Consider the following 25,912-nt stretch of genomic DNA (forward strand, 5'->3'; position numbering starts at 1 on the left):
TTTGACCCATGTTCAAATATATTGGCGACATCGTTAAGGGCACCGGCACCCAGCTGCGCAGCCTGGTGATGGTGTTCTCCCACGGGTTCCGCAAGCGCGACACCCTGCAATACCCGGAAGAGCCGGTCTACCTGCCGCCCCGCTACCGTGGCCGCATCGTGCTGACCCGCGACCCCGATGGCGAAGAGCGCTGCGTCGCGTGCAACCTGTGCGCCGTGGCCTGCCCGGTGGGTTGCATCTCGCTGCAGAAAGCCGAAACCGATGACGGACGCTGGTACCCCGAGTTCTTCCGCATCAACTTCTCGCGCTGCATTTTCTGCGGCCTCTGCGAGGAAGCCTGCCCGACCACCGCGATCCAGCTCACCCCGGATTTCGAAATGGCCGAGTTCAAACGTCAGGACCTGGTGTACGAGAAAGAAGATCTGCTGATCTCCGGCCCCGGCAAGAATCCCGACTACAACTTCTACCGTGTTGCAGGTATGGCCGTTGCCGGCAAGCCGAAAGGCGCCGCGCAGAACGAAGCCGAGCCGATCAACGTGAAGAGCTTGCTCCCTTAAGGAAGAAAGATGGAATTCGCTTTCTATTTCGCATCCGGTGTCGCTGTGGTGTCCACCCTTCGGGTGATCACCAACACCAACCCCGTGCACGCCCTGCTCTACCTGATCATCTCCCTGATCTCCGTGGCGATGACCTTCTTCGCCCTCGGCGCCCCGTTCGCCGGCGCCCTGGAAGTGATCGCCTACGCCGGCGCCATCATGGTGCTGTTCGTCTTCGTGGTGATGATGCTCAACCTGGGGCCGGCCTCGGTCGCCCAGGAACGTGGCTGGCTGACCCCAGGCATCTGGGCCGGGCCGGTGTTCCTCGCCGCCCTGCTGCTGCTTGAGCTGATGTACGTGCTGTTCGTCACCCCGAGCGGTGCGGCCATCGGCCACACCACCGTTGACGCCAAGGCCGTCGGCATCAGCCTGTTCGGTCCGTACCTGCTGGTAGTTGAACTGGCCTCCATGCTGCTGCTCGCCGCAGTGGTCACGGCCTTCCACGTCGGCCGCAACGAGGCGAAGGAGTAATCACATGCCTGCAATTCCTCTCGAGCACGGTCTGGCCGTCGCCGGCATCCTGTTCTGCCTCGGTCTGGTCGGCCTGATGGTCCGCCGCAACATTCTCTTCGTGCTGATGAGTCTGGAAATCATGATGAACGCCTCGGCACTCGCGTTCATCGTCGCTGGCGCCCGCTGGGCGCAGCCGGATGGGCAGATCATGTTCATCCTGGTGATCAGCCTGGCAGCCGCCGAGGCCAGTATCGGCCTGGCGATCCTGCTGCAGCTGTATCGCCGCTTCCACACTCTCGATATCGATGCAGCCAGTGAGATGCGCGGATGAACCTTCTCTTCCTGACTTTCGTATTCCCCCTGATCGGCTTCCTGCTGCTGTCGTTCTCCCGCGGTCGCTTCTCGGAGAACCTGTCGGCGCTGATCGGTGTCGGTTCGGTCGGCCTGTCGGCCATCGTCGCTGCCTGGGTGATCTGGCAGTTCAACGTCGCGCCGCCGGAAAACGGCGTGTACACCCAGCTGCTGTGGCAGTGGATGTCGGTCGACGGCTTCGCTCCCTCCTTCACCCTGCACCTGGATGGCCTGTCGGTCACCATGCTCGGTGTGGTGGTCGGCGTCGGCTTCCTGATCCACCTGTTCGCCTCCTGGTACATGCGTGGTGAAGCGGGCTACTCGCGCTTCTTCTCCTACACCAACCTGTTCATTGCCAGCATGTTGTTCCTGATCCTGGGCGACAACCTGCTGTTCATCTACTTCGGTTGGGAAGGCGTGGGCCTGTGCTCGTACCTGTTGATCGGTTTCTACTACAGCAACCGCAACAACGGTAACGCGGCGCTGAAGGCGTTCATCGTCACCCGTATCGGCGACGTGTTCATGGCCATCGGCCTGTTCATCCTGTTCCAGCAGCTCGGCACCCTGAACATCCAGGAACTGCTGGTGCTGGCCCCGCAGAAGTTCCAGGCGGGCGACACCTGGATGGTCCTGGCGACCCTGATGCTGCTCGGTGGTGCGGTCGGTAAATCGGCCCAGCTGCCGCTGCAGACCTGGCTGGCCGACGCGATGGCCGGTCCGACCCCGGTTTCGGCCCTGATCCACGCCGCGACCATGGTCACCGCGGGCGTCTACCTGATCGCCCGTACCCACGGCCTGTTCCTGCTGGCGCCGGACGTGCTGCACCTGGTCGGCGTGGTCGGTGGTGTCACCCTGGTCCTGGCCGGCTTCGCCGCCCTGGTACAGACCGACATCAAGCGTATCCTCGCCTACTCGACCATGAGCCAGATCGGCTACATGTTCCTCGCCCTCGGCGTCGGTGCCTGGGACGCGGCGATCTTCCACCTGATGACCCACGCCTTCTTCAAGGCCCTGCTGTTCCTTGCCTCCGGTGCGGTGATCGTCGCCTGCCACCACGAGCAGAACATCTTCAAGATGGGCGGCCTGTGGAAGAAACTGCCGCTGGCCTACGCCAGCTTCGTCGTCGGCGGCGCGGCCCTGGCGGCCCTGCCACTGGTGACCGTGGGCTTCTACTCCAAGGACGAGATCCTCTGGGAAGCCTTCGCCAGCGGCAACACCGGTCTGCTGTACGCCGGCCTGGTCGGTGCCTTCATGACCTCGCTGTACACCTTCCGCCTGATCTTCATCGCCTTCCACGGCGAAGCCAAGACCGAAGCCCATGCCGGCCACGGTATCTCCCACTGGCTGCCGCTGGGCGTGCTGATCGTCCTGTCGACCTTCGTCGGCGCCTGGATCCACCCACCGCTGGCTGGCGTACTGCCGGAAAGCGCGGGCCATGCCGGCGGCGAAGCCAAGCACAGCCTGGAGATCGCCTCGGGCGCCATCGCCATCGCCGGTATCCTGCTGTCGGCGGTGCTGTTCCTCGGCAAGCGTCGTTTCGTCACCGCGGTGGCCAACAGCGGCATCGGCCGTGTCCTCTCGGCCTGGTGGTTCGCCGCCTGGGGCTTCGACTGGATCTACGACAAGCTGTTCGTCAAGCCTTACCTGCTGATCAGCCACATCCTGCGTCGCGACCCGGTCGACCGCACCATTGGCCTGATTCCGCGCATGGCCCGTGGCGGACACGCCGCCATGAGCAAGACCGAAACCGGTCAGCTGCGCTGGTACACCGCTTCGATCGCCGTGGGTGCCGTGCTCGTGCTCGGCGCCGTTTTGATGGCTGCGGTCTGATATGAACCTTGCGACTTTGCGAAAGGAATTGAGCCCGTCATGATTTTGCCTTGGCTGATCCTGATCCCCTTCATCGGCGGCCTGCTGTGCTGGCTGGGTGAGCGCTTCGGCGCCACCCTGCCGCGCTGGATCGCGCTGCTGACCATGTCCCTGCTGCTCGGTATCGGCCTCTGGCTGTGGGCACACGGTGACTACACCCTCGCCCCCGCTCCTGGCGCCGCGCCGCAGTGGGCGGTCGAGTTCAAGGTCCTCTGGATCGAGCGCTTCGGCATCAGCCTGCACCTGGCCCTCGACGGCCTGTCGCTGCTGATGATCCTGCTCACCGGCCTGCTCGGTGTGCTGTCCGTACTCTGCTCGTGGAAAGAGATCCAGCGCCACGTCGGCTTCTTCCACCTCAACCTGATGTGGATCCTCGGCGGCGTGGTCGGCGTGTTCCTCGCCCTCGACCTGTTCCTGTTCTTCTTCTTCTGGGAAATGATGCTGGTGCCGATGTATTTCCTCATCGCGCTCTGGGGTCACAGCTCCTCCGACGGCAAGAAGACCCGGATCTACGCGGCGACCAAGTTCTTCATCTTCACCCAGGCCAGCGGCCTGATCATGCTGGTGGCGATCCTCGGTCTGGTGCTGGTCAACTTCAACAACACCGGTGTGATCACCTTCGACTACACCCAGTTGCTGAAGGCCGAACTGCCGGCCGGTACCGAATACCTGCTGATGCTCGGCTTCTTCATCGCCTTCGCGGTCAAGCTGCCGGTGGTGCCGTTCCACTCCTGGCTGCCTGACGCTCACGCCCAGGCGCCGACCGCCGGTTCCGTCGACCTCGCCGGTATCCTGCTGAAGACCGCGGCCTACGGCCTGCTGCGCTTCGCCCTGCCGCTGTTCCCGAATGCGTCCGCGGAGTTCGCGCCGATCGCCATGACCCTGGGCCTGATCGGGATCTTCTACGGTGCCTTCCTGGCCTTCGCGCAGACCGACATCAAGCGCCTGATCGCGTTCTCCAGCGTGTCGCACATGGGCTTCGTCCTGATCGGCATCTACTCCGGCAGCCAGCAGGCCCTGCAAGGCGCGGTGATCCAGATGCTCGCCCACGGCCTGTCGGCAGCGGCGCTGTTCATCCTCAGCGGCCAGCTGTACGAACGCCTGCACACCCGTGACATGCGCCAGATGGGTGGCCTGTGGCACCGCATCGCCTACCTGCCGGCCATCAGCCTGTTCTTCGCCGCAGCCTCCCTCGGCCTGCCGGGTACCGGCAACTTCGTCGGCGAATTCCTGATCCTGATCGGCAGCTTCGTCAGTGCCCCATGGGTCACCGTCATCGCCACCTCCGGCCTGGTATTCGGTTCGGTCTACTCGCTGATCATGATCCACCGTGCCTACTTCGGCCCGGCGAAATCGGAAGAAGTCCTGGCCGGCATGGATACCCGCGAAATGATCATGGTGCTGGGCCTGGCGGTCCTGCTGATCGTTCTGGGCGTCTACCCGCAGCCGTTCCTCGACACTTCCGCCGCCACCATGAGCGGTGTGCAGCAGTGGCTCGGCTCCGCTTTCACTCAACTCGCTTCGGCCCGGTAAGAGCGCTATGGACCTGACGATTCAACACTTTATCGCGCTTGCGCCGCTGCTGATCACCACCATCACCGTTGTCGTGGTGATGCTGGCGATCGCCTGGCGCCGCAACCACTCGCAAACCTTCCTGCTGTCGACCGTGGGCCTCAACCTGGCCCTGCTGTCGATCCTGCCGGTCCTGAAAATCGTGCCCCTGGCGGTCACTCCGCTGCTGACCGTCGACAAGTTCGCCTGCCTGTACATGGCGCTGATCCTGGTCGCCACCCTGGCCTGCGTCACACTCGCCCATGCCTACCTGGGTGATGGCGGCTCGGGCTACCCGGGCAATCGCGAAGAGCTGTACCTGCTGATCCTGATGGCCGCCCTCGGCGGTCTGGTGCTGGTCTGCGCGCAGCACCTGGCGGGCCTGTTCATCGGTCTGGAACTGCTCTCGGTGCCGGTCTACGGCCTGGTGGCGTACGCCTTCTTCAACAAGCGCTCGCTGGAAGCCGGGATCAAGTACATGGTCCTGTCGGCCGCCGGTTCCGCGTTCCTGCTGTTCGGCATGGCCCTGCTCTACGCCGACGCCGGCAGCCTGGCCTTCGACGCCATCGGCAAGGCCCTGGCCGCCACCAGCATGCCTAGCCTGATGGCCCAACTGGGCCTGGGCATGATGCTGGTCGGCCTGGCGTTCAAGCTGTCGCTGGTACCGTTCCACCTGTGGACCCCGGACGTCTACGAAGGTGCGCCGGCACCGGTCGCGGCCTTCCTCGCCACCGCGAGCAAGGTGGCGGTGTTCGCCGTCGTCGTGCGCCTGTTCATGCTCTCCCCTGCTGCCAGCAGCGGCGTGCTGACCACCGTGCTGTCGGTGATCGCGGTCGCCTCGATCCTGATCGGCAACCTGCTGGCGCTGACCCAGAGCAACCTCAAGCGTCTGCTCGGTTACTCGTCGATCGCCCACTTCGGTTACCTGCTGATCGCCCTGGTGGCGAGCAAGGGTCTGGCCCTGGAAGCCATCGGCGTGTACCTGGTCACCTACGTGATCACCAGCCTCGGCGCCTTCGGTGTGATCACCCTGATGTCCTCGCCGTACAACGGTCGCGATGCCGACGCCCTGTACGAGTACCGCGGCCTGTTCTGGCGCCGTCCGTACCTGACCGCGGTGCTGACCGTGATGATGCTGTCGCTGGCGGGCATCCCGCTGACCGCCGGCTTCATCGGCAAGTTCTACATCATCGCCACCGGCGTCGAGTCGCAGCTGTGGTGGCTGACCGGTGCCCTGGTCGTGGGTAGCGCCATCGGCGTGTTCTACTACCTGCGCGTCATGGTCACCCTGTACCTGATCGAGCCGAACCTGCGTCGTCACGATGCACCGTTCAACTGGGAACAGCGCACCGGCGGCGTCATGCTGCTGGCCATCGCCATCCTGGCCTTCGTCCTCGGCGTCTACCCGCAGCCGCTGCTGGACATGGTGCAACATGCCGGTCTGCAACTGATCGGCTGAGCCACCCCGGAAAAACAGACACCCCGCTTCGGCGGGGTGTTTTTTTCCAGCGCATTGGCGCGCCCTCCCTGGTCTCCATCGCTCGCCGGGTCAGCTTCCCTCTGACCGCTACCCAGTACTAACCGAGCTCCTGAGCCGATGGCAACGCGGCACGCCGCAATTCATTGTCGGCGCGCGGCAGATGCACGTCCGGGTTGGGCATGCCGCTGGGGGACAGTTCGTGGGTCATCTCGAACTCGGCCCGCACCGACCAGCCGCAGGCCTCCGTGGTGCATTGCAGGTAGGCCACCCGCAGAAAGATGTGCCGACCCTCGCTGGTACGTATGCGCATGCGGCTTTTGCAGTGCGGGCATACGAGCTTGTAAGTACTCACTGTGGCCTCCCTGGTGCCGCATGGACCGGCGCCAGTTCAACTCGGAAACAGCGCACAGTGCTGCTATGACGGTAATTCATTCCTATTCCAATCTCCTGTAAGCTCGATACAAGCAACGGAAATTTCCTATGCAAAACACGGAAATTGCCGACATTTAATTTCCCCATACGAGTAGTGCTCGATGTTGCAAAGAGAGACAATGCGATTTGCATACTTTTTTGCCGAACATTATATCAGCACCCCAGAGGATTACTCGTTATGAGTATTAATGGATTTGCTGCGGTGCTTGCCAGAATGAAGCTCGTCACCCAGTCGGCCACCGACTCCAGCTTATCATCGGCCTTGGGTGTGAGCCCGCAGACCGTCAGCAGCTGGAAAGGCCGCGATAGCATTCCTTATGCGATTTGCGTAGATCTCGCCGAGAAACACGGCGTCTCCCTGGACTGGCTGCTGGTGGGCGAAGGCCCGAAGTTTCGCGCCCATGCCCAGCGCGCGCTGGCCCCGGCGAGCGACCCCGACTGGGAAGCGCAACTGCTCGCCCAGGTACGTCTGCTCAGCCCCCAGGATCAACGTGCGATTGCCCTCGTCGTCCAGGAAAAGCAGCGCATTCGCGAGCTCGAACAGCAGGTCGAGGCAATCTCCAGCCTGCTCCCGCAACTCAACAAGTGAGTCGCCTCAGGAGCCGCTGCGCAGGCGCTGGACGATATCCCGCAGGGACGCGCCATCCAGCCAGATCATCACCTTGATGACGATCGGAATGACCACCACCGCACCGATGAACGCCGCCTCCCCTCCCGAGAGAAACGGACCGATCGAACGCATCAAGGGTGTGAACAGATAGCCGACGCCCGCCGACAGCAGCAACGAACCGATGCGCTGCCAGGCCTTGAGAAAGCCCCGCGTACTGGCCACCAGCCACGCCCCGAGCACCGAACCGAACAGCACGTCGCCCTCTACCGAAGGGAGTGCCGCGGCGAGCCCCAGCCCGACGAACAGGCTGGAAAGGGTCGAAGACGTTGGATCATGCATGGAACAGCCCTCCAGCATCAGCACCGATCGATTCGACGGGCCAGCAGGCCATAGCGAAGCGCCTTGATCACGGCCTCCACCCGGGAATGCACGGAAAGCTTGCGCAGCACGTTGCCGACATGAAAGTTCACCGTCGACTCCTTGCAGGCGATGATCTGCGATATTTCCCACGAGGTCTTTCCACAGGAACACCAATACAGCACCTCTTCTTCGCGAGGCGTCAGGGTCGGCGGCTCGATGACGAGCAGTGGCGCGGTGGCGTTGCGTGGCATGGTGGTTATCTCCGTATGCACTGCCCGGAGAACTCCCGGGCCGGTTGTCGATGGGCGAACGATACGGAGGCCGCCGCGAGTCAGACCAGTCGTACAGCTTGTAGCTAATGAGGCTACAAATCAGGGGAATAAAGTCCTCCATCAACAACGGAAGAAAGGGTGATTTCACAGCCCTTTCGTTCGTCTGACTCCACATTGCCTGCCAGAAAAATCAGTTGGAGCTGTACGATGCCGTCACCGCTGTCCCTGCATTCTTCCCTGTACCTGCTTGGCCTGGCCCTGTCCGCTACCAGCACCACCCAGGCCGCGGATACCGTCGAACTCAACCAGGTGTTGATCCAGGGACAACAGCAGGACGACCTGCAGGCAGCCCGGGAGCGCCTGCGGGAAGTGCCCGGTGCCAGCAACCTGGTGGATATGCAGCGCGTCGGGCAGGGCCGGGTGGCCAGCAACCAGGATGTGCTGGCCTACCAGCCCGGGGTCTTCGCCCAGTCCGCCGGCAACGATGGCATTCGCCTGTCGATCCGCGGCTCCGGCATCAACCGCGCACCCGGCGCCCATGGCTCCGGCACCTACGTGATGTTCGACGGCCTGCCGCTGACCGGCCCGGGCGGTACGCCCTACGAACTGTTCGAACCGCTGTGGCTGAGCCGCGCCGAGGTGTTGCGCGGGGCCAATGGCTTCGATCGCGGCGCCCTGGCCCTGGGCGGCGCGATCGACTATGTGACCCACACCGGCCATGACGCCGCGCCCCTGCAACTGCGCTATGAAGTCGGCAGCCGCGGCTACCAGAAGCGCCATATCAGTTCCGGCCAGGTGCTGGGCGACCTGGACTACTACGTGGCCCTCACCGACAGCGAGTACGACGGCTATCAGAAACACAGCAGCGGCAGTGGCAAAGGTGTCGCGGCGAACGTCGGCTATCGCTTCAACCCGAACCTGGAAACCCGCTTCTACCTGCGCTATCGGGAAACCGACAACGACCTGGCGGGACGCCTGACCAAGGACCAGATCAAGCACCACCCGCGGGCGGCCAACCCCACTTACTACAGCCGCAACGACAGCCGCCCGCAGCCCGGCAGCACCTGGCTGGCGAACAAGACCACCTTCTACCTCGACGACGATTCGCAACTGGTGGCCGGACTGGTCTATCACGACTATCCGATGGATCTGCGCGAGGGCCCGATGCGTCTGAAGGTGGCCTACACCGACGTCAGCGGCACGCTCGATTACCAACGCCGCCACACCCTGTTCGGTCACGAGAGCAGGACCACCCTCGGCTGGCGCACCACCAAACACCTGCCCAACAGCGGTGCGTCGGAGTACGCGCGGGCGAACGACATCGTCGGAGCGAAAAGCCGTGACTTCACCTACCAGGGTTCGGACACCGTCCTGCATGTCGGCAACGAACTGGAACTGGTCCCGGACCTGTGGCTGACCAGCGGCCTGGCGGCGATCTATACCCGCCGGGAAAGCGACGTGAGCTACCCGGCCTCCGGCGGCAAGGTCAGCCTGAACGACTGGGACTACGCGCCACGCCTGGGCCTGCGCTACGACCTCAGCCCGGCGCTGCAGTTGTACGGCAACCTCAGCCGTTCGGTGGAGCCGCCGCACCCGTGGTCGCTGATCTGGAGCGCACCGACCCAGACCCAGCCGATCGAACTGAAGAACCAGAGCGCCACCACCCTCGAACTGGGTGCCCGCGGCGATTCCGGGCTCGGCCGCTGGGACCTGGCCTGGTACTACTCGGCCGTGCGTCACGAACTGCTGCAGGTGGAAATCCAGGCGCCGTTCCGCAAAGAGGTCAACGCCAGTCCAACCGTGCACCAGGGCATCGAGGCCGGCCTCGACAGCACCCTGTGGGAACGCGCCGCCGTCGGCCGCCTGTCGCTGCGCCAGGCCTACACCTTCAACGACTTCCATTACCGCGACGACAAGGTGTTCGGCGACAACCGCCTGCCGGGCATCCCGATGCACTACTACCAGGGCGAGCTGCGCTTCGACCTGCCCAGCGGTTTCTATGCCGGGCTCAACACCACGATGGCCTCGAAGATGCAGGTCGACTATGCCAACAGCTACGAGGCCGACGCCTACGCCATCCTCGGTGCCACCTTCGGCTACAACGCGCCGAAGCAGGACTGGCAGACCTGGCTGGATCTGCGCAACCTGACCAACAAGCGTTACGCGGCCATCGTCGTGCCAGGGTACAACGACAATGGCGCGGATATCGCGCGCTCAGTGCCGGGGGAAGGGTTCGGGGTGTATGCGGGGGTTTCGTATACCTTCCGCTGATACTTCAGCGCCCTTGACGACGCATCGCGGGCAACGCCCGCTCCCACAACGTTCCGCGGCGCTCGCGGTCTTTGTGGGAGCGGGCGTTGCCCGCGATGGGGCCGGCACCGATCTCAAGGCGGCAACTGCACCTGCGGCCGCGTGCTGGTGAAAATCCCCCAACTGGACACGAACAACGCCGCGATCAAAGGCCCGATGACGAAACCGTTCAGCCCGAACACCGCCAGCCCGCCCAGGGTCGAGACCAGGATCAGGTAGTCCGGCAGGCGCGTGTCCTTGCCCACCAGCAACGGCCGCAGCAGGTTGTCAACCAGGCCGATCACGCAGACGCCGAATGCGGTCAGCACCACGCCCTGCCACACCGCGCCGCTGAACAGGAAGTACACCGCCACCGGCCCCCAGACGATGCCCGCGCCCACCGCCGGCAGCAACGACAGGAACGCCATCAGCACCGCCCACAGCAGCGCGCTCGGCACATCCAGCACCCAGAAGATCAGGCCGCCCAGCGCCCCCTGGGCGATCGCCACCAACAGGTTGCCCTTGACCGTCGCGCGGACCACGCGGTTGAACTTCAACTGCAGCCGGCGTTTCTGCTGCTCGGCCAGTGGTACCGCCTGGCGAATCCTGCGGACCAGTTCGGCGCCATCGCGCAGGAAGAAGAACAGCAGGTAGAGCATCACGCCGAGGCTCACCAGCAGCTCGAAGGTGCTCTGGCCGAAGCTGTAGGCCTGGCTGGCGAGGAACTGGCTGCCCTCCACCGCGCCCTTGGTCACCTTGTCGCGCAGCCCCTCCAGGTCACCGATGCCCATGCGCTCCAGACCGTGCTGGAGTACTGGCGGCAACACATCCTTGAAGCGCTCGACGTACCCGGCGACATCCAGCTCGCCGCTTTCGATGCGCTTGTAGATCAGGCTGCCTTCCTGGACCAGCAACCCACTGACGACGATCACCGGCAGCACCGCGATCAGCAGGCAGGCCAGCAGGCTCAGGCCGGCCGCCAGGTTGCGCCGCTGACCCAGGCGCAGCAGCAGGCGCCGCTGCATCGGCGCGAAGAGAATGCCGAGGATCACCGCCCAGAACACCGCGCCGTAATACGGCAGGAGAATCCAGATGAACGCCAGGGTCACCAGGACCAGCAGGCCGACCAGGGTCTTTTTCTGCAATGCCGTTTCGTTCATGTCCGCTCCTTAGCACTCTGACCTTTAGTGCGCGGCGCAACGAAGAAAGTGCCCTTGCCGCAGATCAATAAATCGTCCGCGGCGGCGGCGTAGCATCCTCGCCTTTTGCCCCGACCCGATCATGACCGACCTGACCAAGCCCGAACTGCTCGCCCCCGCCGGCACCCTGAAGAACATGCGCTACGCCTTCGCCTATGGCGCCGACGCGGTCTACGCCGGCCAGCCGCGCTACAGCCTGCGGGTGCGCAACAACGAATTCGACCACGCCAACCTGGCCCTCGGCATCCAGGAGGCACAGGCCCAAGGCAAGCGCTTCTACGTGGTGGTCAACATCGCCCCGCACAACGCCAAGCTGAAGACCTTCCTCAAGGACCTCGAGCCGGTGATCGCCATGGCCCCGGATGCGCTGATCATGTCCGACCCGGGGCTGATCATGCTGGTCCGCCAGCACTTCCCGCAGATGCCGATCCACCTCTCGGTGCAGGCCAACACGGTGAACTGGGCCAGCGTGGCGTTCTGGAAAAGCCTCGGCCTGACCCGGGTGATCCTGTCACGGGAACTGTCCCTGGAGGAGATCGAGGAGATCCACCGGCAGGTGCCGGACATGGAGCTGGAAGTCTTCGTCCACGGCGCCCTGTGCATGGCCTACTCCGGGCGTTGCCTGCTCTCCGGCTACCTCAACCGGCGCGACGCCAACCAGGGCAGTTGCACCAATGCCTGCCGCTGGAAATACAGCGCCAGCGAGGCGACCGAGAACGAGACCGGCGATATCGTCCGCCAGGTCGAGCCGACCCTCGGGCTCGGCGCCCCGACCGAACAGGTCTTCCTGCTCCAGGAAAGCAACCGCCCGGACGAGGACATGCCGGCCTTCGAGGACGAACACGGCACCTACATCATGAACGCCAAGGACCTGCGCGCGGTGCAGCACGTCGAGCGCCTGACCCGCATGGGCGTGCATTCGCTGAAGATCGAGGGGCGGACCAAGTCGCACTTCTATTGCGCGCGCACCACCCAGGTCTATCGCCGGGCCATCGACGACGCCGCGGCCGGTCGTGCGTTCGACCGGGGGCTGATGCTCGATCTCGAATCCCTGGCCCAGCGCGGCTACACCGAGGGCTTCCTGCGCCGCCACGTGCATGACGAATACCAGAACTACCAGCGCGGCAACTCGGTGTCGGAGCGCCAGCAGTTCGTCGGCGAACTGAGCGGAGCGCGGATCGACGGGCTGGCGGAAGTCCAGGTGAAGAACCGCTTCGCGGTCGGCGACCACCTGGAACTGATGACGCCGGGCGGCAATTTCCATTTCGACCTGGCGCAACTGCGTGATCGTCAGGGCAACCCGTTGCAGGTCGCCCCTGGTGACGGCCATGTGGTCTACCTGCCGGTGCCGGAGCAGGCAGACCTGGCCTATGGCCTGCTGATGCGCGACGTCAGCGCCTAACCGCGCGGCGCGGCCGGTGCGGTTTCGCCCTGGGCGGCCATGCCGGCTTCGTCGCGCGCACGGATCACCAGCGAGCGGTACTGCGGATCGGCCTTGATCTGCGCTTCGGTGAACGGCGTCGGGTACCACTGCTTGGCCGAGAAAGCACGGGTCTGGTCGCTGCCATGGGCCGAGGCGGCCTCGCTGGACTGGGAGAACACCAGCAGGCCCTGGGCCCTGGGCCCCTGGTCATCGAAGGTCACCAGTTGCAGGTAGCTGGTGCCGCTCACCACCAGGCGCTTGCCCGGCGCCACCTCGACACTCTGGATGGCGTTGTACACCCCGAGATCGGCCGGACCGCCAGGGATCGGCGTGCCGTCGGCGGCCTGCTGGATCTGACCCCACCGGCGCTGGCCGTCGAGCCCGGCGGCACTGGCCGCGGCCGCGCAAGCGCGCACCGCGTCGCCCAGTGCGGTCGCCACCTCGGCGCGCTCATAGGCCAGCCCGCGCGGGGTGTACCAGGGATCGTCCGGGTTGAATGCCACTCGCCAGAAATCGCCCTTCTCGCGCAAGGCCTCGACGATGGACTGGAAGTGCACCAGGCCCAGGCCACTGTCGAGGTTGGCGCGGCCATCCCAACTGGCCAGCGCGGTGCAGACATCCTTGAGCGTGGCATCGGCGCCGGCCCCGGCACACCACTTGAGCAGATCCGGCAGCAGCACGTCGGCGAGGTAGACCCGGTCGTCCGTGACCATGCGCTTGAGGTCCTCGGCGTCGAGCTTGCCGGGTTGTTCCAGACGGGTCAGGGCGAAGCGGGTGCGCGGACCGAGGGGCAGGTGGTCGCGGCTGATCACCGGGGAGAACCCGCTCAGCGGCTGCGCCGGATTGACCAGCCAGGCGGTGTCGTTGGAATGCTGGACGAAGTCCGCGCGGCTCAATTGCGGCTGCAGCTGCGCCGGGAAGATCCCTGGCTGCGCGGCGCGCGGATCGATCTTCCAGTTGCATTCGCTGCGCGAGCCGTCGAGGACGATCAGCTCCAGCCCGGCCTTGGGATCGCTGCAGCGGCCCAGCAGCTCGGCATCGACATAGGGCACCACCGACTGGTTCAGGTACAGGGTCTGGCCGCCGGCGTCGGTGGCCAGGGTGTTGACCCAGGGGATGCCCTGCAGCCGCTGCACCGAAGCCTGCAATGCAGCCAGGCTGTCGGCCTGGTTGAGCGCATGCCACTGCTGCAGCACGCGGGTGTTGTCGAGGTTGGCGTCACGCAGGCTGAAGGCGACCTGCGGCGTCCAGTCCAGACGCCCCGGCCACTGCACCACAGGGCCGAAACGGCTGCTGTACAGCTCGCGGCTGACGTCGCGCAGTTGCCCATCCGCGCCCTTGACCGTGACCGTGACCTGCTGTCGCTGCAGCGGCAGCGACTGGCCGTCGAACAGGTAGCGGGTCGGGTCCTGCGGATCCAGTTGCAGGCGATGCAGGGTGAAATGCCGCGAGGCATCCACCGTGTGGGTCCAGGCCAGGTGGCGGTTGAAACCGATGTTGATCAGCGGCAGCCCAGGCAGCGCCGCGCCCATCACATCCAGCTGGCCAGGAATGGTCAGGTGCATCTGGTAGAAACGCATGCCACCGCTCCACGGGAAATGTGGATTGGCCAGCAGCATGCCGCGGCCCGTGGCCGAGCGCTCGCGACCCAGCGCCACGGCATTGCTGCCGCGCTCCAGGGCGAAACGCTGCTGGCGCTCCAGGGCGACGCGGAAATCCTGCGCGCCGTGCTGCGCGGTGGCATTGGGCGGCGTGGCGCCCACCACGGCTTCGGCGAATTGACCGACGCCCCCCTCCACCAGCAAGCGTCGGGTCAGCTTGACCAGGTCGAAGGCGGTGATCGGCCGCAGCCATTCGGCCTGCCGGCACTCTGCGGGCAGGCCTTGCGCGCGGCGCTCGGCCAGGGCGCGGTTGAAGCCTTGGGCATAGCCTTCCAGCGACGCCTGGATCGGCGCCGGCTGCGCCTGCCAGAACGCCGACACCGCCTGCGGCGTGTTCAACCAGGTGAAGAACAGGTCGCTGGCGAGGTTTTCCCGCTGCTCCAGGGTGCGCGCCTCGGGACCGAGGTAACGCGAGCGCTGGCCATTCACCGTGAGCACTTCATTGGCCAGCAGGCACAGGTTGTCCTGGCCGTAGGCGTAGCCGATGCCATAGCCGATGCCGCGGTCGTCGCTGGCGAGGATATGGGGCACGCCGAACGTCGTGCGACGGATCTCGGCGGAAGTTTCACCCGGGTTTTCCCGGGCCTGGGCGGCAAGGCCGAGGCCGGCGAGCAGCACGGCCAGGCAGAGTCTGGAGAAGGGAGGATTGATGATCACGCGAACTCCGGCCGGATCAGGATGTTGGGGGCATCCTGAAAGAACGAAGTTCAGATGAAAAATTTACGGTAAAGGCGCTGCTGCTTCGTTACATCAAGGAACGCGGAATTTTTTTCCGCGAACGTTGCAGATTTGTCGTTTTCATTCGTCTTATAGATTGGGAGCGTCATTTGAACGCAGGACAGACCAGCTCTGAAAAGGGAGTTTTACCCATGTACAACCCGCAACAACAACCGGCGCAAGCACTGCGCTACAGACGCAAGGTGAACAGCGCATTGCAGGTCAAGAGCGAGATCGCGGAGAGCGAGGAACGCGGCGGCAACGAGCAGATCCGCGAACTGCTGCGGGTCTTCGGCCTGCGCACCAGCCTGATCCGCCTCAAGGTCATCGACGCCTTGCACATGGCCGATCGCGAGGGTCGCAGCATCGGCGTGCGCGGCATTCACAGCCAACTGGAGAAACTGGATATCCCGCTGTCATTCCTCAGCGTGCGCGAGGTGCTCAAGCGCCTGTGCGTCGAAGGCGTGATCAGCATGGGCAGCGACAAATGCTACAGCCTCAACCCCCAGGCCCGCGCGGTCCTGGAACAGCCCCTGGCACGTTGAGCGACCGGCCGGCACCCCGCCGGCCGCCCTGCTCTGCCCGCGCTCAGGGTTTGACCTTGCGCCGCAGAATGCCATTGATGACCACGAACACCACCGCCAGCCCCATGGCGATGTACTGGAACATCTGCTCGGTGATCACGCCCTGTTTCACCAGCCAGGACAGGCCCAGCATGGCGGCCAGCAGGACCAGGGTCATCAGGATGGAATATTTCAGGCGTTGCCCTTGAGTCATTGAGAAATCCTTGCGACAGCTGTGGTGACGGCCGGTAAATGGCCGGGCGCCATGATACATCGCTACCACTGCCGGAGCATGCTTTCCCGGTTTTTTCCTCGGTCGACAACTGAAAACATCCGGGACTTCGGGCCCACGCCCCCTCCTGCGAGTCGACCCTCCCATGCCCATCCGCACCCTGCTCGGCAGCCTCGTGCTGTCCACCAGTCTTGACGCCCACGCGCTCGACAGCGAACGCCTCAGCGAAGCCGATCTCCTGGCCCTGGCCAGCCACCTGGCGCAGAGCGCTGGCAGCAGCCAGTGGCAGCAGCTCTGGCAGCGCAGTCGCAGCGCCGGCCACCTCAGCCCCGGCAGCGTCGCGCATTTCACCCTCACCCAGCAACAGATCGCCCAGCTGACCCGGGCCACCCTGGACAACCCCCAGTCCGCCCAGGCCGAGAGCGGGACCCGCGCCCGCTATCGGCGCGATTTCCAGCCACTGGTGCTGGGCAACGACAACGGCAGGCCACTGACCGCCCTGTGCCTGTGGGTCGACTGGCGCACCCTGCCGGAGCGGGTCAGTGGCGCGGCGACCTCCTGGATGGGCCAGGTCAGCCTGTTGGTCAGCAAACCTTGCCCTTGAGTCAACCTTGGCGAAGCAGAGACCAGTCTTTTGTGAAGGATCACGAAAACACAGGGGCTGCGGATCAAGACAGGGGGTTCTGCCTACCGTCTGCGACCATGAAACTTACAGTGCTTTGACTCCTGGGCTACCGCACCTGACCTGCTTGTCACCTAGCGACAGCAGTACGCCTGGTCGAGAATCGATCTCACGCCACTTGGCCGGCTCGGTGCTCACCCGCTTCTTGCCCGGCACGGATGCTCAAGCCTTGTGTGGCCCAAAGACAGACCCCCACTGCTCACGCAAGAAAACAAGGAAGTCATCATGCAATCCTGTGACCTGAAGCGAATCGACATAGAGCAACTTCCACAATCGCTGCAGATGCTCATCGACTGTATCGGCATCGAACATGCGTACCGCCTGACCCACATCTACGGCGGTCGCCCCAAGTACATTCCCAAGCACCGCGAACGCACCTCGCTGGCGGAAATCCTCCCGCCGGATGCGCTGGAAGCATTGATCAAGCGCTATGCCGGCATGGCCCTGGAAATTCCCAAGTGCGATCACTTCAACCGCCAGTTGCGCAACCAGCAGATCCAGGAGGAAAGTTCCAACGGTCTGTCGCGCAGTGTGCTGGCCAACAAGTACGGCCTGAGCCTGCGCCAGATCGGCAATATCCGCCGCCAGGAGGCGCACTCGCGCTGAACCCTCAGTGACGGGCGGCCCGGGCCGCCCGCTGCAACCCGCGCAATCCCGCGCACATCGAGAGAAGGAATTCTTGAATGTCCATCGACAACAGCCTCATCGGCTCGGTAATCAACGCCCTGCCACTTGACCGGATGATCTCCGGTCCCCTGCAGGCCATGATCCAGGCCCAGGTGACGGCAAGCAAAAGCTACGCGGACTTCCTCCTGGGCGTCTGCATCAGGGACGGCAAGGCCGTCTCCATCCAGTTCGACTACGACGAATCCATCGTCGACGAACAGGGTGTCTACAAGGGCACTGTGTCGCGCAAGATGCAGGTCCCGCTGCTGGCCGCCATCGCCCACCCGAACATCGTGATCGAGGAAGGCACCATCGATTTCGAACTGACCATCAGCCAGCAGGCCGAAGACACCAAGGAAACCGCCGGTTCCGCGGAGTTCGGCGCATCCCTCGGCTGGGGCCCGTTCAAGGTCGATGTGCGCGGCCAGGTCAGCCACAAGTCGGCACAGACGCGCAAGACCGACACCCGTGCGCGCTATGCCATCCACACCCGCGTCTCCCGCCAGGCGCCACCGGAAGCACTGATGCGGGTGATCGACTACCTCACCGAGGCCGCGACCAAGCCGGTCACCCTGCCCGACAGCAAGGCGGACAACCTGGACGCGCCGCCCACCGACAACGCCCTCAAGGGCCCGGAAGCGCAGAACAAGCCGCAAGACAAACAGCAGGCTCCCGCCTGATCGTCGTCGCCTTTGCCCACGCCCCACCGCCCCGCCCGCCCCGGGCGGGGCATCCGCCACCTCGATAAGGAATGCCGCCCGTGGACCAGACGCCCTCCAAGGAACCGATTGCCACCAGCGATCTGTGCGACATCACCCGCGGCTTGCAGGAAGCCGCCTCCGCCACCACCGGTCTGATCGCCCAGCAGTACATCAAGCTGTTCGACCAGTTCTTCGATTACGACAGCCAGGCGCTGGGGGCGCCGATGAAGGCGAAAATGGTCGAAGTGGCGATGGACGATCGGCACACCCTGAAGATCCCGCTGATCGCCCTGGTCGCGCCGCGCGGCCTGGCCCTGGAACGCATGCAGGTCGACCTCTCGGTGAAGATCCAGAACACTCGACCCGCTACCGAGCAGTGCGCCGAGGCCGGGCACCAGCGCTTCTTCGTCAAGGTCGGCCAGCAGACCCGGCGCCAGGGCGAAGCCCGCGACCCGGACGAGGTGCAGATCCGCATGCAGTTCCAGGCCTGCGAACCACCGGAGGCCCTGAACCGGCTGATCGAGGAATACACCCAGCTGATTTCGCCATTGCGCCAGCCCGATCCACCACCCGCCGACGACGAGTTCGTCACGGCGGCGACCGTCCGCTGAGGCAGTCCCTCAGAAATCCCTTTTGTAGAACAGGTCCAGGGAGCTGGCCAGGCCACTGGCCGCTTCCAGGTACAGGCGTTTGCTCAGCAGATAGCGCAAGGCGATGGTGTTGGCCGGCTCGAACACGCCAACGCCGTAGCGCAGGCTCAGCTTCTCGGTCAGGTTGCCGCTGGCCACCACGCTGGTGCGCTGGCCGCTGCCCTCGGTATCCAACTGGAAGTCCTCGATCCCCAGGCTCGACGCCAGGCTGCCGGTGATCCCCGCGCTACCCGCCAGGCCCAGGCCCAGTGCCGCCTGCGCCAGCATGTTGTTGTCCTCGCCCGTGGTACTCAACGGACGCCCCAGCACCAGGTACGACAGCGCCTGCTCCTGGCTCATCGCCGGTTCCGAGAACACCTGGGTAGTCGGCTGTTCGGCGCTGCCGGTCAGGCGGATGCCGGCGATCACGTCGTCGGTCTTGCGGATCGCTTCGATATCCAGGTAGGGCTGATCGATAGGACCGGCGAACAGCAACCGCGCCCGGCGAATGGTCAGGCGCTGGCCGTAGGCGCGATAGCGACCGTCGGCCAGGCTCAGTTCGCCGCGGGTGTCGAGGTTGTCGCCGATATGCACATGACCGAGCAGATTGGCGCTGAGACCGAAGCCGCTGAACGAGAGTTTTTCCTGGCCGACCTGGACATCGATGTCCATTGCCACCTGCATCGGCGCCTTGCCCTCTTCGGTCTGGTGGCCGACGATCACCGTGTCCTCGGACACCTTGACCGTGGACGGCGGCAGCTCGCGCACGGTGATCTTGCCCTTGGGCACCAGGACCTTGCCGCTGACCGCCAGGCGCTCGCCCTGCAGGCTGATCTTCAGATCCGGCGCCACTTCCAGCGCCGCGTAGGGTTCGACATTGACCGGCAGGCGCTGCCCCTGCAGGGCCAGGTCCACCATCAGCAGACGGCCCCAGCCGATCTGGCCGCTCAACTGCCCCTGACCCACTTCGCCGCTGCGCCAGTCACCGCTCAGTTGCACCTGCTCGCCGGCAATCATGGCGCGCACGCTGAGGTCGCGCAGGCTGATCGGCAATTCGGCGCCGCCGACCTCGCCCCCGGACAACACCAGGCTGCCATTGACCTGCGGCGCCAGCAGCGTGCCGGAAATCCTGCCGCTGCCGTTCAATTGCCCGACCAGGCGCTCGACCATCGGCACGAACGGCCGGGCCACCGCCAGGTCCAGGCCGCGCAGGTTGAAATCGCCGCTCAACGGCTTGTTGCGCGCCAGCGGATCGATACGCGCCGACAGGCTCAGCTCGCCCAGCCGGTCACCGCGAAAGTCCAGGCGGGTGTCGACCCGACGCGGCCCGAGGGTGCTGTCCAGACGCAGGCTCTGGTACGGGAAATCAAGCCACTGGCCTTTCTCGCGGATACGCAGGGTGCCGCCGCTGGCGTCCACCTGCACCGTGCCCTTCGGCCCGCTGGCCGGCAGATCGAGATTGATATCGGCGTTGAGCTGGCCCTGCCAGGCGAAGTCCTTCGGCAGCCATTGCGCCAGGCTGTCCAGCGGGAACTGCTTGAGGTGATAGCGAATCCGCGGCTCCGGCGCCAGGCGCTGTGGATCGCCGCACAGGCTGGCCTGCCCGGCGCGCCAGCAATGCGCGCCGAAATCGATCTGGCCATTGCCCAGGCGTTGCAGGGTGGCCGGTGCCTGCAGGCGCCAGTCCTGGCCACCGGCCTGGATCGCGCCGCGGGCCAGACGGCCGCGCCAATCGCCCTTGCTGCGCTCGAACTGCCCGTCCAGGCCGAGGTCGAGCTTGAGCTGCGGGCCGTCCAGGGCCAGTTGCAACTGCTGCTGGCGGATATCGCCCTGGCCCTTGGCGGTGAGGGTGCCCAGCGCAGTCTCGCCGGCGCGGATACCGCTGGCGGTGAGGTCGATCACGGCCTTCTGCGCGCGGTCGAGGCGCGCGTCGAGATCGAGGTTCTGCAAACGGTTTTCCGCCTGCACCAGTTGCGCACCCTGCAACTTGAGCTGGCCTTGCGGTGCATCGAGGGTACCGGCGACATCCAGACGCCCGGTGACCCGCCCCTGCAGTTGCGGCCAGAGCTGGCCGAGGCGTGGCAGGTTGAGGTCGATCTGTCCGGCCAGGCGCTGTTGCAGGCTGCCACTGCCGTTGATCTGGTTGTCACCCAGGCGCACCTGCAAGGTCCCGAGGGTCCATTGCTCGCCCGCGCCTTCGGCCTTGACCTGCAACAACGCGGGCTGGCCGCGCAGACGGCCCTTGAGATCGAGGTCGGCGCTCAGCGAAAGCTTGTCGTTCTTCAGCTCGCCCTTGCTGCGCAACGGGCCGCCGAGGGTGCCGGGCATTTCCACGAGCCAGTAGGCGGGATCGAAATTGGACAGCTCCAGCGCCGCGTCCCAGGCCACACCGTCGGCGAAGGCCACACTGACGCTGCCGGCGGCCTTGCCCTGCCCGGCCTCCAGGGCCAGCTGCGACAGGCTGATCCGGCCGAGATCGCCCGTGAACGGGCTGCTCAGCTTGAACGCACCGGCGGGACCGTCGAGGTCGCCGCTGAAATCGCCTTCGTAGTTGCCGTCGCGGTACTGCACCTGCGCCTTCAGGCGATGCAGCACCACCTGCGGCGGCTGCTCCAGCGGGTACAGGCGCAGCCAGGGAAAGTCCTGCCAGTCGAGGGTGGCACTGGCCGTCAGGGCGTTCTGCCAGTCGGCGCTGGCGCTGAGCACGAGGCGTTGCTCGTTGGCGGCGTGCAGGTCGAGGGCGGCCAGTTCGGCGCCCTCTGCATCGACCCGGCCACGCACGGCGAGGTTGATCGGGCCGTCCTTGGCCGCCAGGTTGCCGGCGCCGACCAGTTGATAACCCTTGGCCAGATCGCCATGGGCGGTGAGTTCCAGTTGCTCGAACAGCAGCGTGTCCGGGAGGCTGGCGACAGCCTTGAACTGCGCCGCGCTGAGGTGTACCTGCGCCGGCAGATGCTCGGCCAGCGGTTGTACCTGGCCGCTCAAGCGACCCTGCAGGTAGCCACTGCTGTCGGCCTGCAGCTCCAGGCTTTTCTGCAGTTCGCCCTTGACCTGCACCGCCAGTTGCCAGGCCTGGCCGTCCACAGCCGGCAGTTGCACCTGGCCCTCGGCTTGCAACGGCCAGTCACCATTGGGTTGCAGCAGGCCCTGGAGCGTCAGGTGCAGGTCCTCGCGGCGCAGGTCGAGGCTGTCGATCTTCAGACCGGCACGTGTCCAGTGCGCGGCCAGGGTCAGGCCACTCAATTGCTCGGCGCCGTCCAGACGCAAGGTGCCGACCTGCACCTCGCCCAGCTCGATGGCCAGCGGCAGATCGAGTGCGGGCAATTGCAACGGACCGCTGTCCGGATCGGTTTCGGTGGGTGCGAAGGCCAGCTCGACATTCGCCGCGTGCAGCTTGTCCAGGCACAGGGTGCGCCGCAGCAGGCAGCCCGGCGACCACTCCAGCAGCGGCGCGACCAGCTCGACGCGATCGCCGCCCTGCTCCCAGACCAAGCGTTCGGCCTGCCAGCGGTCGGCCAGACGGCCCTGGAAGTTGTCCACCGTCAGCCCGGGCACCAGCCCCAGCGCCCAACGGCTGCCAGTCTGGGTGCCGAGCACCACGGCGATGCCGAGCAGCAACATGAGCAGCACGGCCAGCAGGCCGATGCCCAGGGTTTTCATTACCTGCCTCACAGCTCCGGCCCCATCGAGAAGTGCAAACGAATACCGCCGTCGTCATCCAGCGCCCTGGCCAGGTCGAGGCGCAGCGGCCCTACCGGCGAGATCCAGCGCACGCCGAAACCGACCCCGGTCTTGAGGCTGGGCAACTCCAGGTTGTTGAAGGCATTGCCCTGGTCGACGAAAGTCGCCAGGCGCCATTTATCGGCGACCTGATACTGATACTCGGCGCTGCCGGCGACCATGTAGCGCCCGCCGATGCGATCGCCATCGCTGTTTTCCGGGGACAGGGTCTGGTAGTCGTAGCCGCGCACACTCTGGTCGCCACCGGCGAAGAAGCGCAGCGACGGCGGCACCGACTTGTAGCCATTGGTGGCACTGCCGCCGAACTGCACCCGGCCGAGAAAGCGATGGTTCTGGCCGAGGGTGGTCAGGCCCTTGAGCAGCACCGTGCCGTTGAACAGGTTGGTGTCGGAGAGCAGGCCCTCCTTGGCCACGCGCGCATCGAACTGGATGCGATAGCCATTGTGTGGGTCGATGCGATTGTCGCTGCGCAGATAGGTGTAGCTGATGCCCGGCATCAGCAGCGTGCTCAATCCCGAGTCGTCGCCGAGTCGATATTCCTCGCGCTGCCATTTCAGCGAGATCACCCGTTGCCAGCCACTGGGCAGCTTGCTGTGCCATTCCGGGCCGACGGTGAGCAGCTTGCTGAGGGTGTCGGTGTTGGCGATCTCTTCGTTCTGATAACCGCCGGCGAAACGCAGCTTGTCGGTCAGCGGCGGATCCAGGGGAATGTCGTACCACAGCCCGATGTTCTGCCGCGGCGCCGACAGTTCGCTCTCGATGCCGTAGCTATGACCCTGCGGATTGACCCAGTGGCGGGTCCAGTTGGCCTTGCCGCGCGGGCCGACGTCGGTCGAGAAGCCCAGGCCCAGGCCCATCGTCCGCGGCTTGCGGGTCTGCACGTCGACCGCCACCGGAATGCGCTGGCCGACCGCGGTGGTCGGCGCGGCATCGACCCGCACGCCTTCGAAGTAGCCGCTGGACTGCAGGGCGTTGTTCAGTTCGGCGATCAATTCGGAGTCGTAGGGGGTGCCTTCCTTGAACGGCACCATGCGTTGCAGCAGCGCTTCGTCGAACGGCGAGTCGCCCTCGAACTGCACCTTGCCGAGGGTGAAGCGCGGGCCGCTGGCGTAGACCAGTTCGATATCGGCGACCCCGGCGGCCGGGTCCACCGACAGGCGATTGCGGGTGAAGCGGCCGTTGAAGAAGCCGTAGCGCGAGGCCTGGTTCTGGATCAGCCGCTTGGCGTCCTCGTAATGCCCATGGTTGAGCACCTCGCCACTGCGCAGCGCCTTGCTGTCGGGAATGCGGAATGCCTTGAGTTCGCTGGCCGGACCTTCGATGCGCACGCTGACGTTGCGCAGATGGATCGGCTCGCCGGGTTCGATCGTCAGACGCAGGCGCGGGCCCTTGTCTTCATCGCGCGGCGGCAACACCTCGCTGGCGATCTGCGGCTGGTAGTAGCCCAATGCCTGGGCGGCCTTGCGGGCCTGCTCCTCGGCGCCACGGCTGAAGCGCAGCAGCGCCTCTTCGTCGCGCTCGCCGAGGCTTCCGATATAGCCCTCGACATTGGCCTTGAGTGCGTTGTTGGCGGGTTTGATGCGGATAACCAGTTCACTCTGCGCCGCGGCCGCGAGACTGCTGGCCAGGCACAGGATCAAACCACAGGTGAAGCGTCCTGAATACGTCATAGGCGCGGATGCTACCAGAGCCAGGCAGCGGCTTGCATGTCGAAAGCCGTCTGCCATCGGCCCCGGTCAGGCCCGTGCCCGCTCGATCCGCTGCGGACTGGGATGGAAAAACAGGTGTTCGCGGATCGGCCCGACCGCCACCTCGCCGATCTCCACGTAGCCCTGGCGCTGATAGAACGCCAGGTAATGTTCATTGCCGGTATCGAGGACCACGCCACGGGAGGTTTCATCCTCCGCGCACCAGTCGTGCACCGCCGCCAGCAGCTGCTCGCCGTAGTGCTGCCCCTGGAACTGCGGATGGATGCCCAGCAACGGCAGGATGTGCACGGCATCCCCGGGCAGGCAGGCCATAAGTGCGGCGCGGTATTCGAGGTAGCGGCGGGTGCAGCGAAAGCCGGTGGACAGGACCATGCGCATGCGCCAGGCCCAGCTCTCGGTGACGCCGAGACGGCGTACCGGCGGCGAGATCAGGGCGATGCCGATCAGGCGGTCCTCAACCAGCAGCCCGAGGGCCGGCAACTCCTGGAGGAAATGCTGGCGAACCCGCTCGCGCACCAGCGCCCTTACCCGCTGGTCGAAGCCCAGCCGTTCGGCCTCGAACAGATAGCCGTAGGTGGGTTCGTGGCGATAGGCGTGGTAAAGCAGCGAGCGCGCCTCGCGGCTGTAGCCGCCGTCGAGCAGACGCACTTCAGCCGGCGCGGGGGTCGATTCGGGCATGGTCACGGGTCTCCTGATGGCGGTTGGGCATTGCCTTTTGAGGGATGGGCGACGCCAACGTTCCTTGCTGATCGGGATGCAGTATAGGCGGGGATCGGCAGCCGCTTCGGTACTGGCCGATGGCGCCTTTGTCGGCTAGCATCCTGCCTTTTACCCAGGATTGCCCTTCCATGAAGATCGTCTCGTTCAACATCAACGGCCTGCGCGCCCGACCGCATCAACTGGCGGCGTTGATCGACAAGCACCAGCCGGACGTGATCGGCCTGCAGGAAACCAAGGTCGCCGACGATCAGTTCCCGCTGGAGGACGTCCAGGCCCTCGGTTACCACGTGCATTACCACGGACAGAAAGGCCACTACGGGGTCGCCCTGCTCTCGCGCCAGGCACCGTTGAGCCTGCACAAGGGTTTCCATACCGACGACGAGGACGCCCAGCGCCGCTTCATCTGGGGTACCTTCGCCGACGCCGACGGCACCCCGGTGACCATCATGAACGGCTACTTCCCCCAGGGCGAAAGCCGCGACCACCCCACCAAGTTCCCGGCCAAGCAGCGTTTCTACGCCGATCTGCAGGCCCTGCTGGAAAACCAGTTCAAGAACGACCAGCCACTGGTGGTCATGGGTGACGTCAACATCTCGCCGGAAGACTGCGATATCGGTATCGGCCCGGACAACGCCAAGCGCTGGCTGAAGACCGGCAAGTGCAGCTTCCTGCCGGAAGAGCGCGAGTGGATGGCGAAACTCAAGGCCTGGGGTCTGACCGACAGCTTCCGTCACCTGTATCCGGAGGTGATCGATCAGTTCAGCTGGTTCGACTATCGCAGCCGCGGCTTCGAGGACGAACCCAAGCGCGGGCTGCGCATCGATCTGATCATGACCTCCCAGGGGCTGCTGCCGCGGGTCAAGGCGGCCGGGGTCGACTATGAGCTGCGCGGGATGGAGAAACCTTCGGACCATGCACCGATCTGGCTCGAGTTGAGCTGATTACCTGTCCGGGCCCGCTTTGCGGGCCCGGTCACACTTCTGTCACCTGCCTGTCTTAATCTGCC

The 25,912-nt window shown here is 65.2% G+C and carries 24 protein-coding genes; 15 read left to right on the forward strand and 9 right to left on the reverse strand.

The window, feature by feature from the left end; genetic code table 11:
* The first annotated feature begins 8 nt into the window (after window positions 1-8).
* Genes nuoI through nuoN form a run of 6 tightly spaced genes read left to right on the forward strand, consistent with a single transcriptional unit; the run spans window position 9 to window position 6,279 of the window.
* Window positions 9-557 carry an NADH-quinone oxidoreductase subunit NuoI gene (nuoI, locus tag RTI28_RS17300; protein WP_042125483.1) on the forward strand — a complete coding sequence of 183 codons (549 nt, stop codon included), beginning with the start codon at window positions 9-11 and terminating at the stop codon, window positions 555-557.
* A 9-nt stretch (window positions 558-566) separates the two neighbouring features.
* Window positions 567-1,067 carry an NADH-quinone oxidoreductase subunit J gene (gene nuoJ / locus RTI28_RS17305; protein ID WP_316921594.1) on the forward strand — a complete coding sequence of 167 codons (501 nt, stop codon included), beginning with the start codon at window positions 567-569 and terminating at the stop codon, window positions 1,065-1,067.
* 4 nt (window positions 1,068-1,071) lie between these two features.
* Window positions 1,072-1,380, forward strand: coding sequence for an NADH-quinone oxidoreductase subunit NuoK (gene nuoK / locus RTI28_RS17310; RefSeq protein WP_042125487.1), 309 nt, complete (start codon window positions 1,072-1,074; stop codon window positions 1,378-1,380).
* Window positions 1,377-3,230, forward strand: a complete 1,854-nt coding sequence (nuoL, locus tag RTI28_RS17315) for an NADH-quinone oxidoreductase subunit L (RefSeq protein ID WP_316921595.1) — start codon at window positions 1,377-1,379, stop codon at window positions 3,228-3,230. Before nuoK ends, nuoL begins: the two co-directional genes overlap by 4 nt.
* Before the next feature lie 39 nt (window positions 3,231-3,269).
* Window positions 3,270-4,802, forward strand: a complete 1,533-nt coding sequence (nuoM, locus tag RTI28_RS17320; protein ID WP_316921596.1) for an NADH-quinone oxidoreductase subunit M — start codon at window positions 3,270-3,272, stop codon at window positions 4,800-4,802.
* A gap of 7 nt (window positions 4,803-4,809) precedes the next feature.
* Window positions 4,810-6,279, forward strand: a complete 1,470-nt coding sequence (gene nuoN / locus RTI28_RS17325; RefSeq protein WP_316921597.1) for an NADH-quinone oxidoreductase subunit NuoN — start codon at window positions 4,810-4,812, stop codon at window positions 6,277-6,279.
* A gap of 118 nt (window positions 6,280-6,397) precedes the next feature.
* Here nuoN and RTI28_RS17330 read toward each other — a convergent pair whose 3' ends face one another.
* The gene (locus RTI28_RS17330; protein ID WP_316921598.1) at window positions 6,398-6,652 is read right to left on the reverse strand and encodes an ogr/Delta-like zinc finger family protein; all 255 of its coding nucleotides are present in this window, start codon (window positions 6,650-6,652) and stop codon (window positions 6,398-6,400) included.
* A gap of 258 nt (window positions 6,653-6,910) precedes the next feature.
* Here RTI28_RS17330 and RTI28_RS17335 point away from each other — a divergent pair, with 258 nt between their 5' ends.
* Window positions 6,911-7,321 (forward strand): helix-turn-helix domain-containing protein, encoded by a 411-nt coding sequence (locus tag RTI28_RS17335; RefSeq protein WP_316921599.1) that lies wholly within the window; start codon window positions 6,911-6,913, stop codon window positions 7,319-7,321.
* A 6-nt stretch (window positions 7,322-7,327) separates the two neighbouring features.
* Here RTI28_RS17335 and RTI28_RS17340 read toward each other — a convergent pair whose 3' ends face one another.
* Both RTI28_RS17340 and RTI28_RS17345 read right to left on the reverse strand, forming a co-directional pair.
* Window positions 7,328-7,681: a putative holin gene (locus tag RTI28_RS17340; RefSeq protein WP_042125639.1), complete on the reverse strand. Its 354-nt coding sequence runs from the start codon at window positions 7,679-7,681 to the stop codon at window positions 7,328-7,330.
* 17 nt (window positions 7,682-7,698) lie between these two features.
* Window positions 7,699-7,953 carry a helix-turn-helix transcriptional regulator gene (locus RTI28_RS17345; protein ID WP_316921600.1) on the reverse strand — a complete coding sequence of 85 codons (255 nt, stop codon included), beginning with the start codon at window positions 7,951-7,953 and terminating at the stop codon, window positions 7,699-7,701.
* A gap of 228 nt (window positions 7,954-8,181) precedes the next feature.
* Here RTI28_RS17345 and RTI28_RS17350 point away from each other — a divergent pair, with 228 nt between their 5' ends.
* Window positions 8,182-10,245 (forward strand): TonB-dependent receptor family protein, encoded by a 2,064-nt coding sequence (locus RTI28_RS17350; RefSeq protein WP_316921601.1) that lies wholly within the window; start codon window positions 8,182-8,184, stop codon window positions 10,243-10,245.
* 113 nt (window positions 10,246-10,358) lie between these two features.
* On the opposite strand, the gene RTI28_RS17355 is transcribed toward RTI28_RS17350, so the two are convergent.
* On the reverse strand, window positions 10,359-11,423 hold the full coding sequence (locus RTI28_RS17355) for an AI-2E family transporter (RefSeq protein WP_316921602.1): 1,065 nt from the start codon (window positions 11,421-11,423) through the stop codon (window positions 10,359-10,361).
* Window positions 11,424-11,544: 121 nt separating this feature from the next.
* On the opposite strand from RTI28_RS17355, the gene yegQ reads away from it, so the two are divergent.
* Entirely contained in the window at window positions 11,545-12,864 is a 1,320-nt protein-coding gene (yegQ, locus tag RTI28_RS17360) for a tRNA 5-hydroxyuridine modification protein YegQ (RefSeq protein ID WP_316921603.1), read from the forward strand.
* On the opposite strand, the gene RTI28_RS17365 is transcribed toward yegQ, so the two are convergent.
* Window positions 12,861-15,203: an acylase gene (locus tag RTI28_RS17365; protein WP_410479005.1), complete on the reverse strand. Its 2,343-nt coding sequence runs from the start codon at window positions 15,201-15,203 to the stop codon at window positions 12,861-12,863. The genes yegQ and RTI28_RS17365 overlap by 4 nt on opposite strands.
* 212 nt (window positions 15,204-15,415) lie before the next feature.
* Here RTI28_RS17365 and RTI28_RS17370 point away from each other — a divergent pair, with 212 nt between their 5' ends.
* On the forward strand, window positions 15,416-15,808 hold the full coding sequence (locus tag RTI28_RS17370; protein ID WP_316921604.1) for a fe2+ zn2+ uptake regulation protein: 393 nt from the start codon (window positions 15,416-15,418) through the stop codon (window positions 15,806-15,808).
* 43 nt (window positions 15,809-15,851) lie between these two features.
* Here RTI28_RS17370 and RTI28_RS17375 read toward each other — a convergent pair whose 3' ends face one another.
* Entirely contained in the window at window positions 15,852-16,040 is a 189-nt protein-coding gene (locus tag RTI28_RS17375) for a hypothetical protein (RefSeq protein ID WP_316921605.1), read from the reverse strand.
* Between the two features lie 163 nt (window positions 16,041-16,203).
* Between RTI28_RS17375 and RTI28_RS17380 the strand changes: the two genes are divergently transcribed.
* From RTI28_RS17380 to RTI28_RS17395, 4 genes are all read left to right on the forward strand, one after another.
* Window positions 16,204-16,662 (forward strand): hypothetical protein, encoded by a 459-nt coding sequence (locus RTI28_RS17380; protein ID WP_316921606.1) that lies wholly within the window; start codon window positions 16,204-16,206, stop codon window positions 16,660-16,662.
* A gap of 303 nt (window positions 16,663-16,965) precedes the next feature.
* Window positions 16,966-17,346, forward strand: a complete 381-nt coding sequence (locus RTI28_RS17385; protein ID WP_042125512.1) for a Mor transcription activator family protein — start codon at window positions 16,966-16,968, stop codon at window positions 17,344-17,346.
* A gap of 77 nt (window positions 17,347-17,423) precedes the next feature.
* Complete coding sequence (locus RTI28_RS17390) at window positions 17,424-18,086, forward strand: DUF2589 domain-containing protein (protein ID WP_316921607.1); 663 nt, start codon at window positions 17,424-17,426, stop codon at window positions 18,084-18,086.
* A gap of 71 nt (window positions 18,087-18,157) precedes the next feature.
* Window positions 18,158-18,718, forward strand: coding sequence for a DUF2589 domain-containing protein (locus tag RTI28_RS17395; RefSeq protein ID WP_410479006.1), 561 nt, complete (start codon window positions 18,158-18,160; stop codon window positions 18,716-18,718).
* A gap of 9 nt (window positions 18,719-18,727) precedes the next feature.
* Here the strand turns inward: RTI28_RS17395 and RTI28_RS17400 are convergent, their stop codons facing one another.
* From RTI28_RS17400 to RTI28_RS17410, 3 genes are all read right to left on the reverse strand, one after another.
* Window positions 18,728-22,408 (reverse strand): translocation/assembly module TamB domain-containing protein, encoded by a 3,681-nt coding sequence (locus RTI28_RS17400; RefSeq protein ID WP_316921609.1) that lies wholly within the window; start codon window positions 22,406-22,408, stop codon window positions 18,728-18,730.
* Window positions 22,405-24,147, reverse strand: a complete 1,743-nt coding sequence (locus tag RTI28_RS17405; protein WP_316921610.1) for an autotransporter assembly complex family protein — start codon at window positions 24,145-24,147, stop codon at window positions 22,405-22,407. The genes RTI28_RS17400 and RTI28_RS17405 overlap by 4 nt, the downstream gene beginning before the upstream one ends.
* Window positions 24,148-24,213: 66 nt before the next feature.
* Entirely contained in the window at window positions 24,214-24,864 is a 651-nt protein-coding gene (locus RTI28_RS17410) for a GNAT family N-acetyltransferase (RefSeq protein ID WP_316921611.1), read from the reverse strand.
* A 170-nt stretch (window positions 24,865-25,034) separates the two neighbouring features.
* Between RTI28_RS17410 and xthA the strand changes: the two genes are divergently transcribed.
* On the forward strand, window positions 25,035-25,847 hold the full coding sequence (gene xthA, locus RTI28_RS17415) for an exodeoxyribonuclease III (RefSeq protein ID WP_316921612.1): 813 nt from the start codon (window positions 25,035-25,037) through the stop codon (window positions 25,845-25,847).
* Window positions 25,848-25,912: the final 65 nt, after the last annotated feature.

It is taken from the genome of Pseudomonas sp. zfem002 (assembly GCF_032621685.1).
GTDB lineage: Bacteria > Pseudomonadota > Gammaproteobacteria > Pseudomonadales > Pseudomonadaceae > Aquipseudomonas > Aquipseudomonas japonica.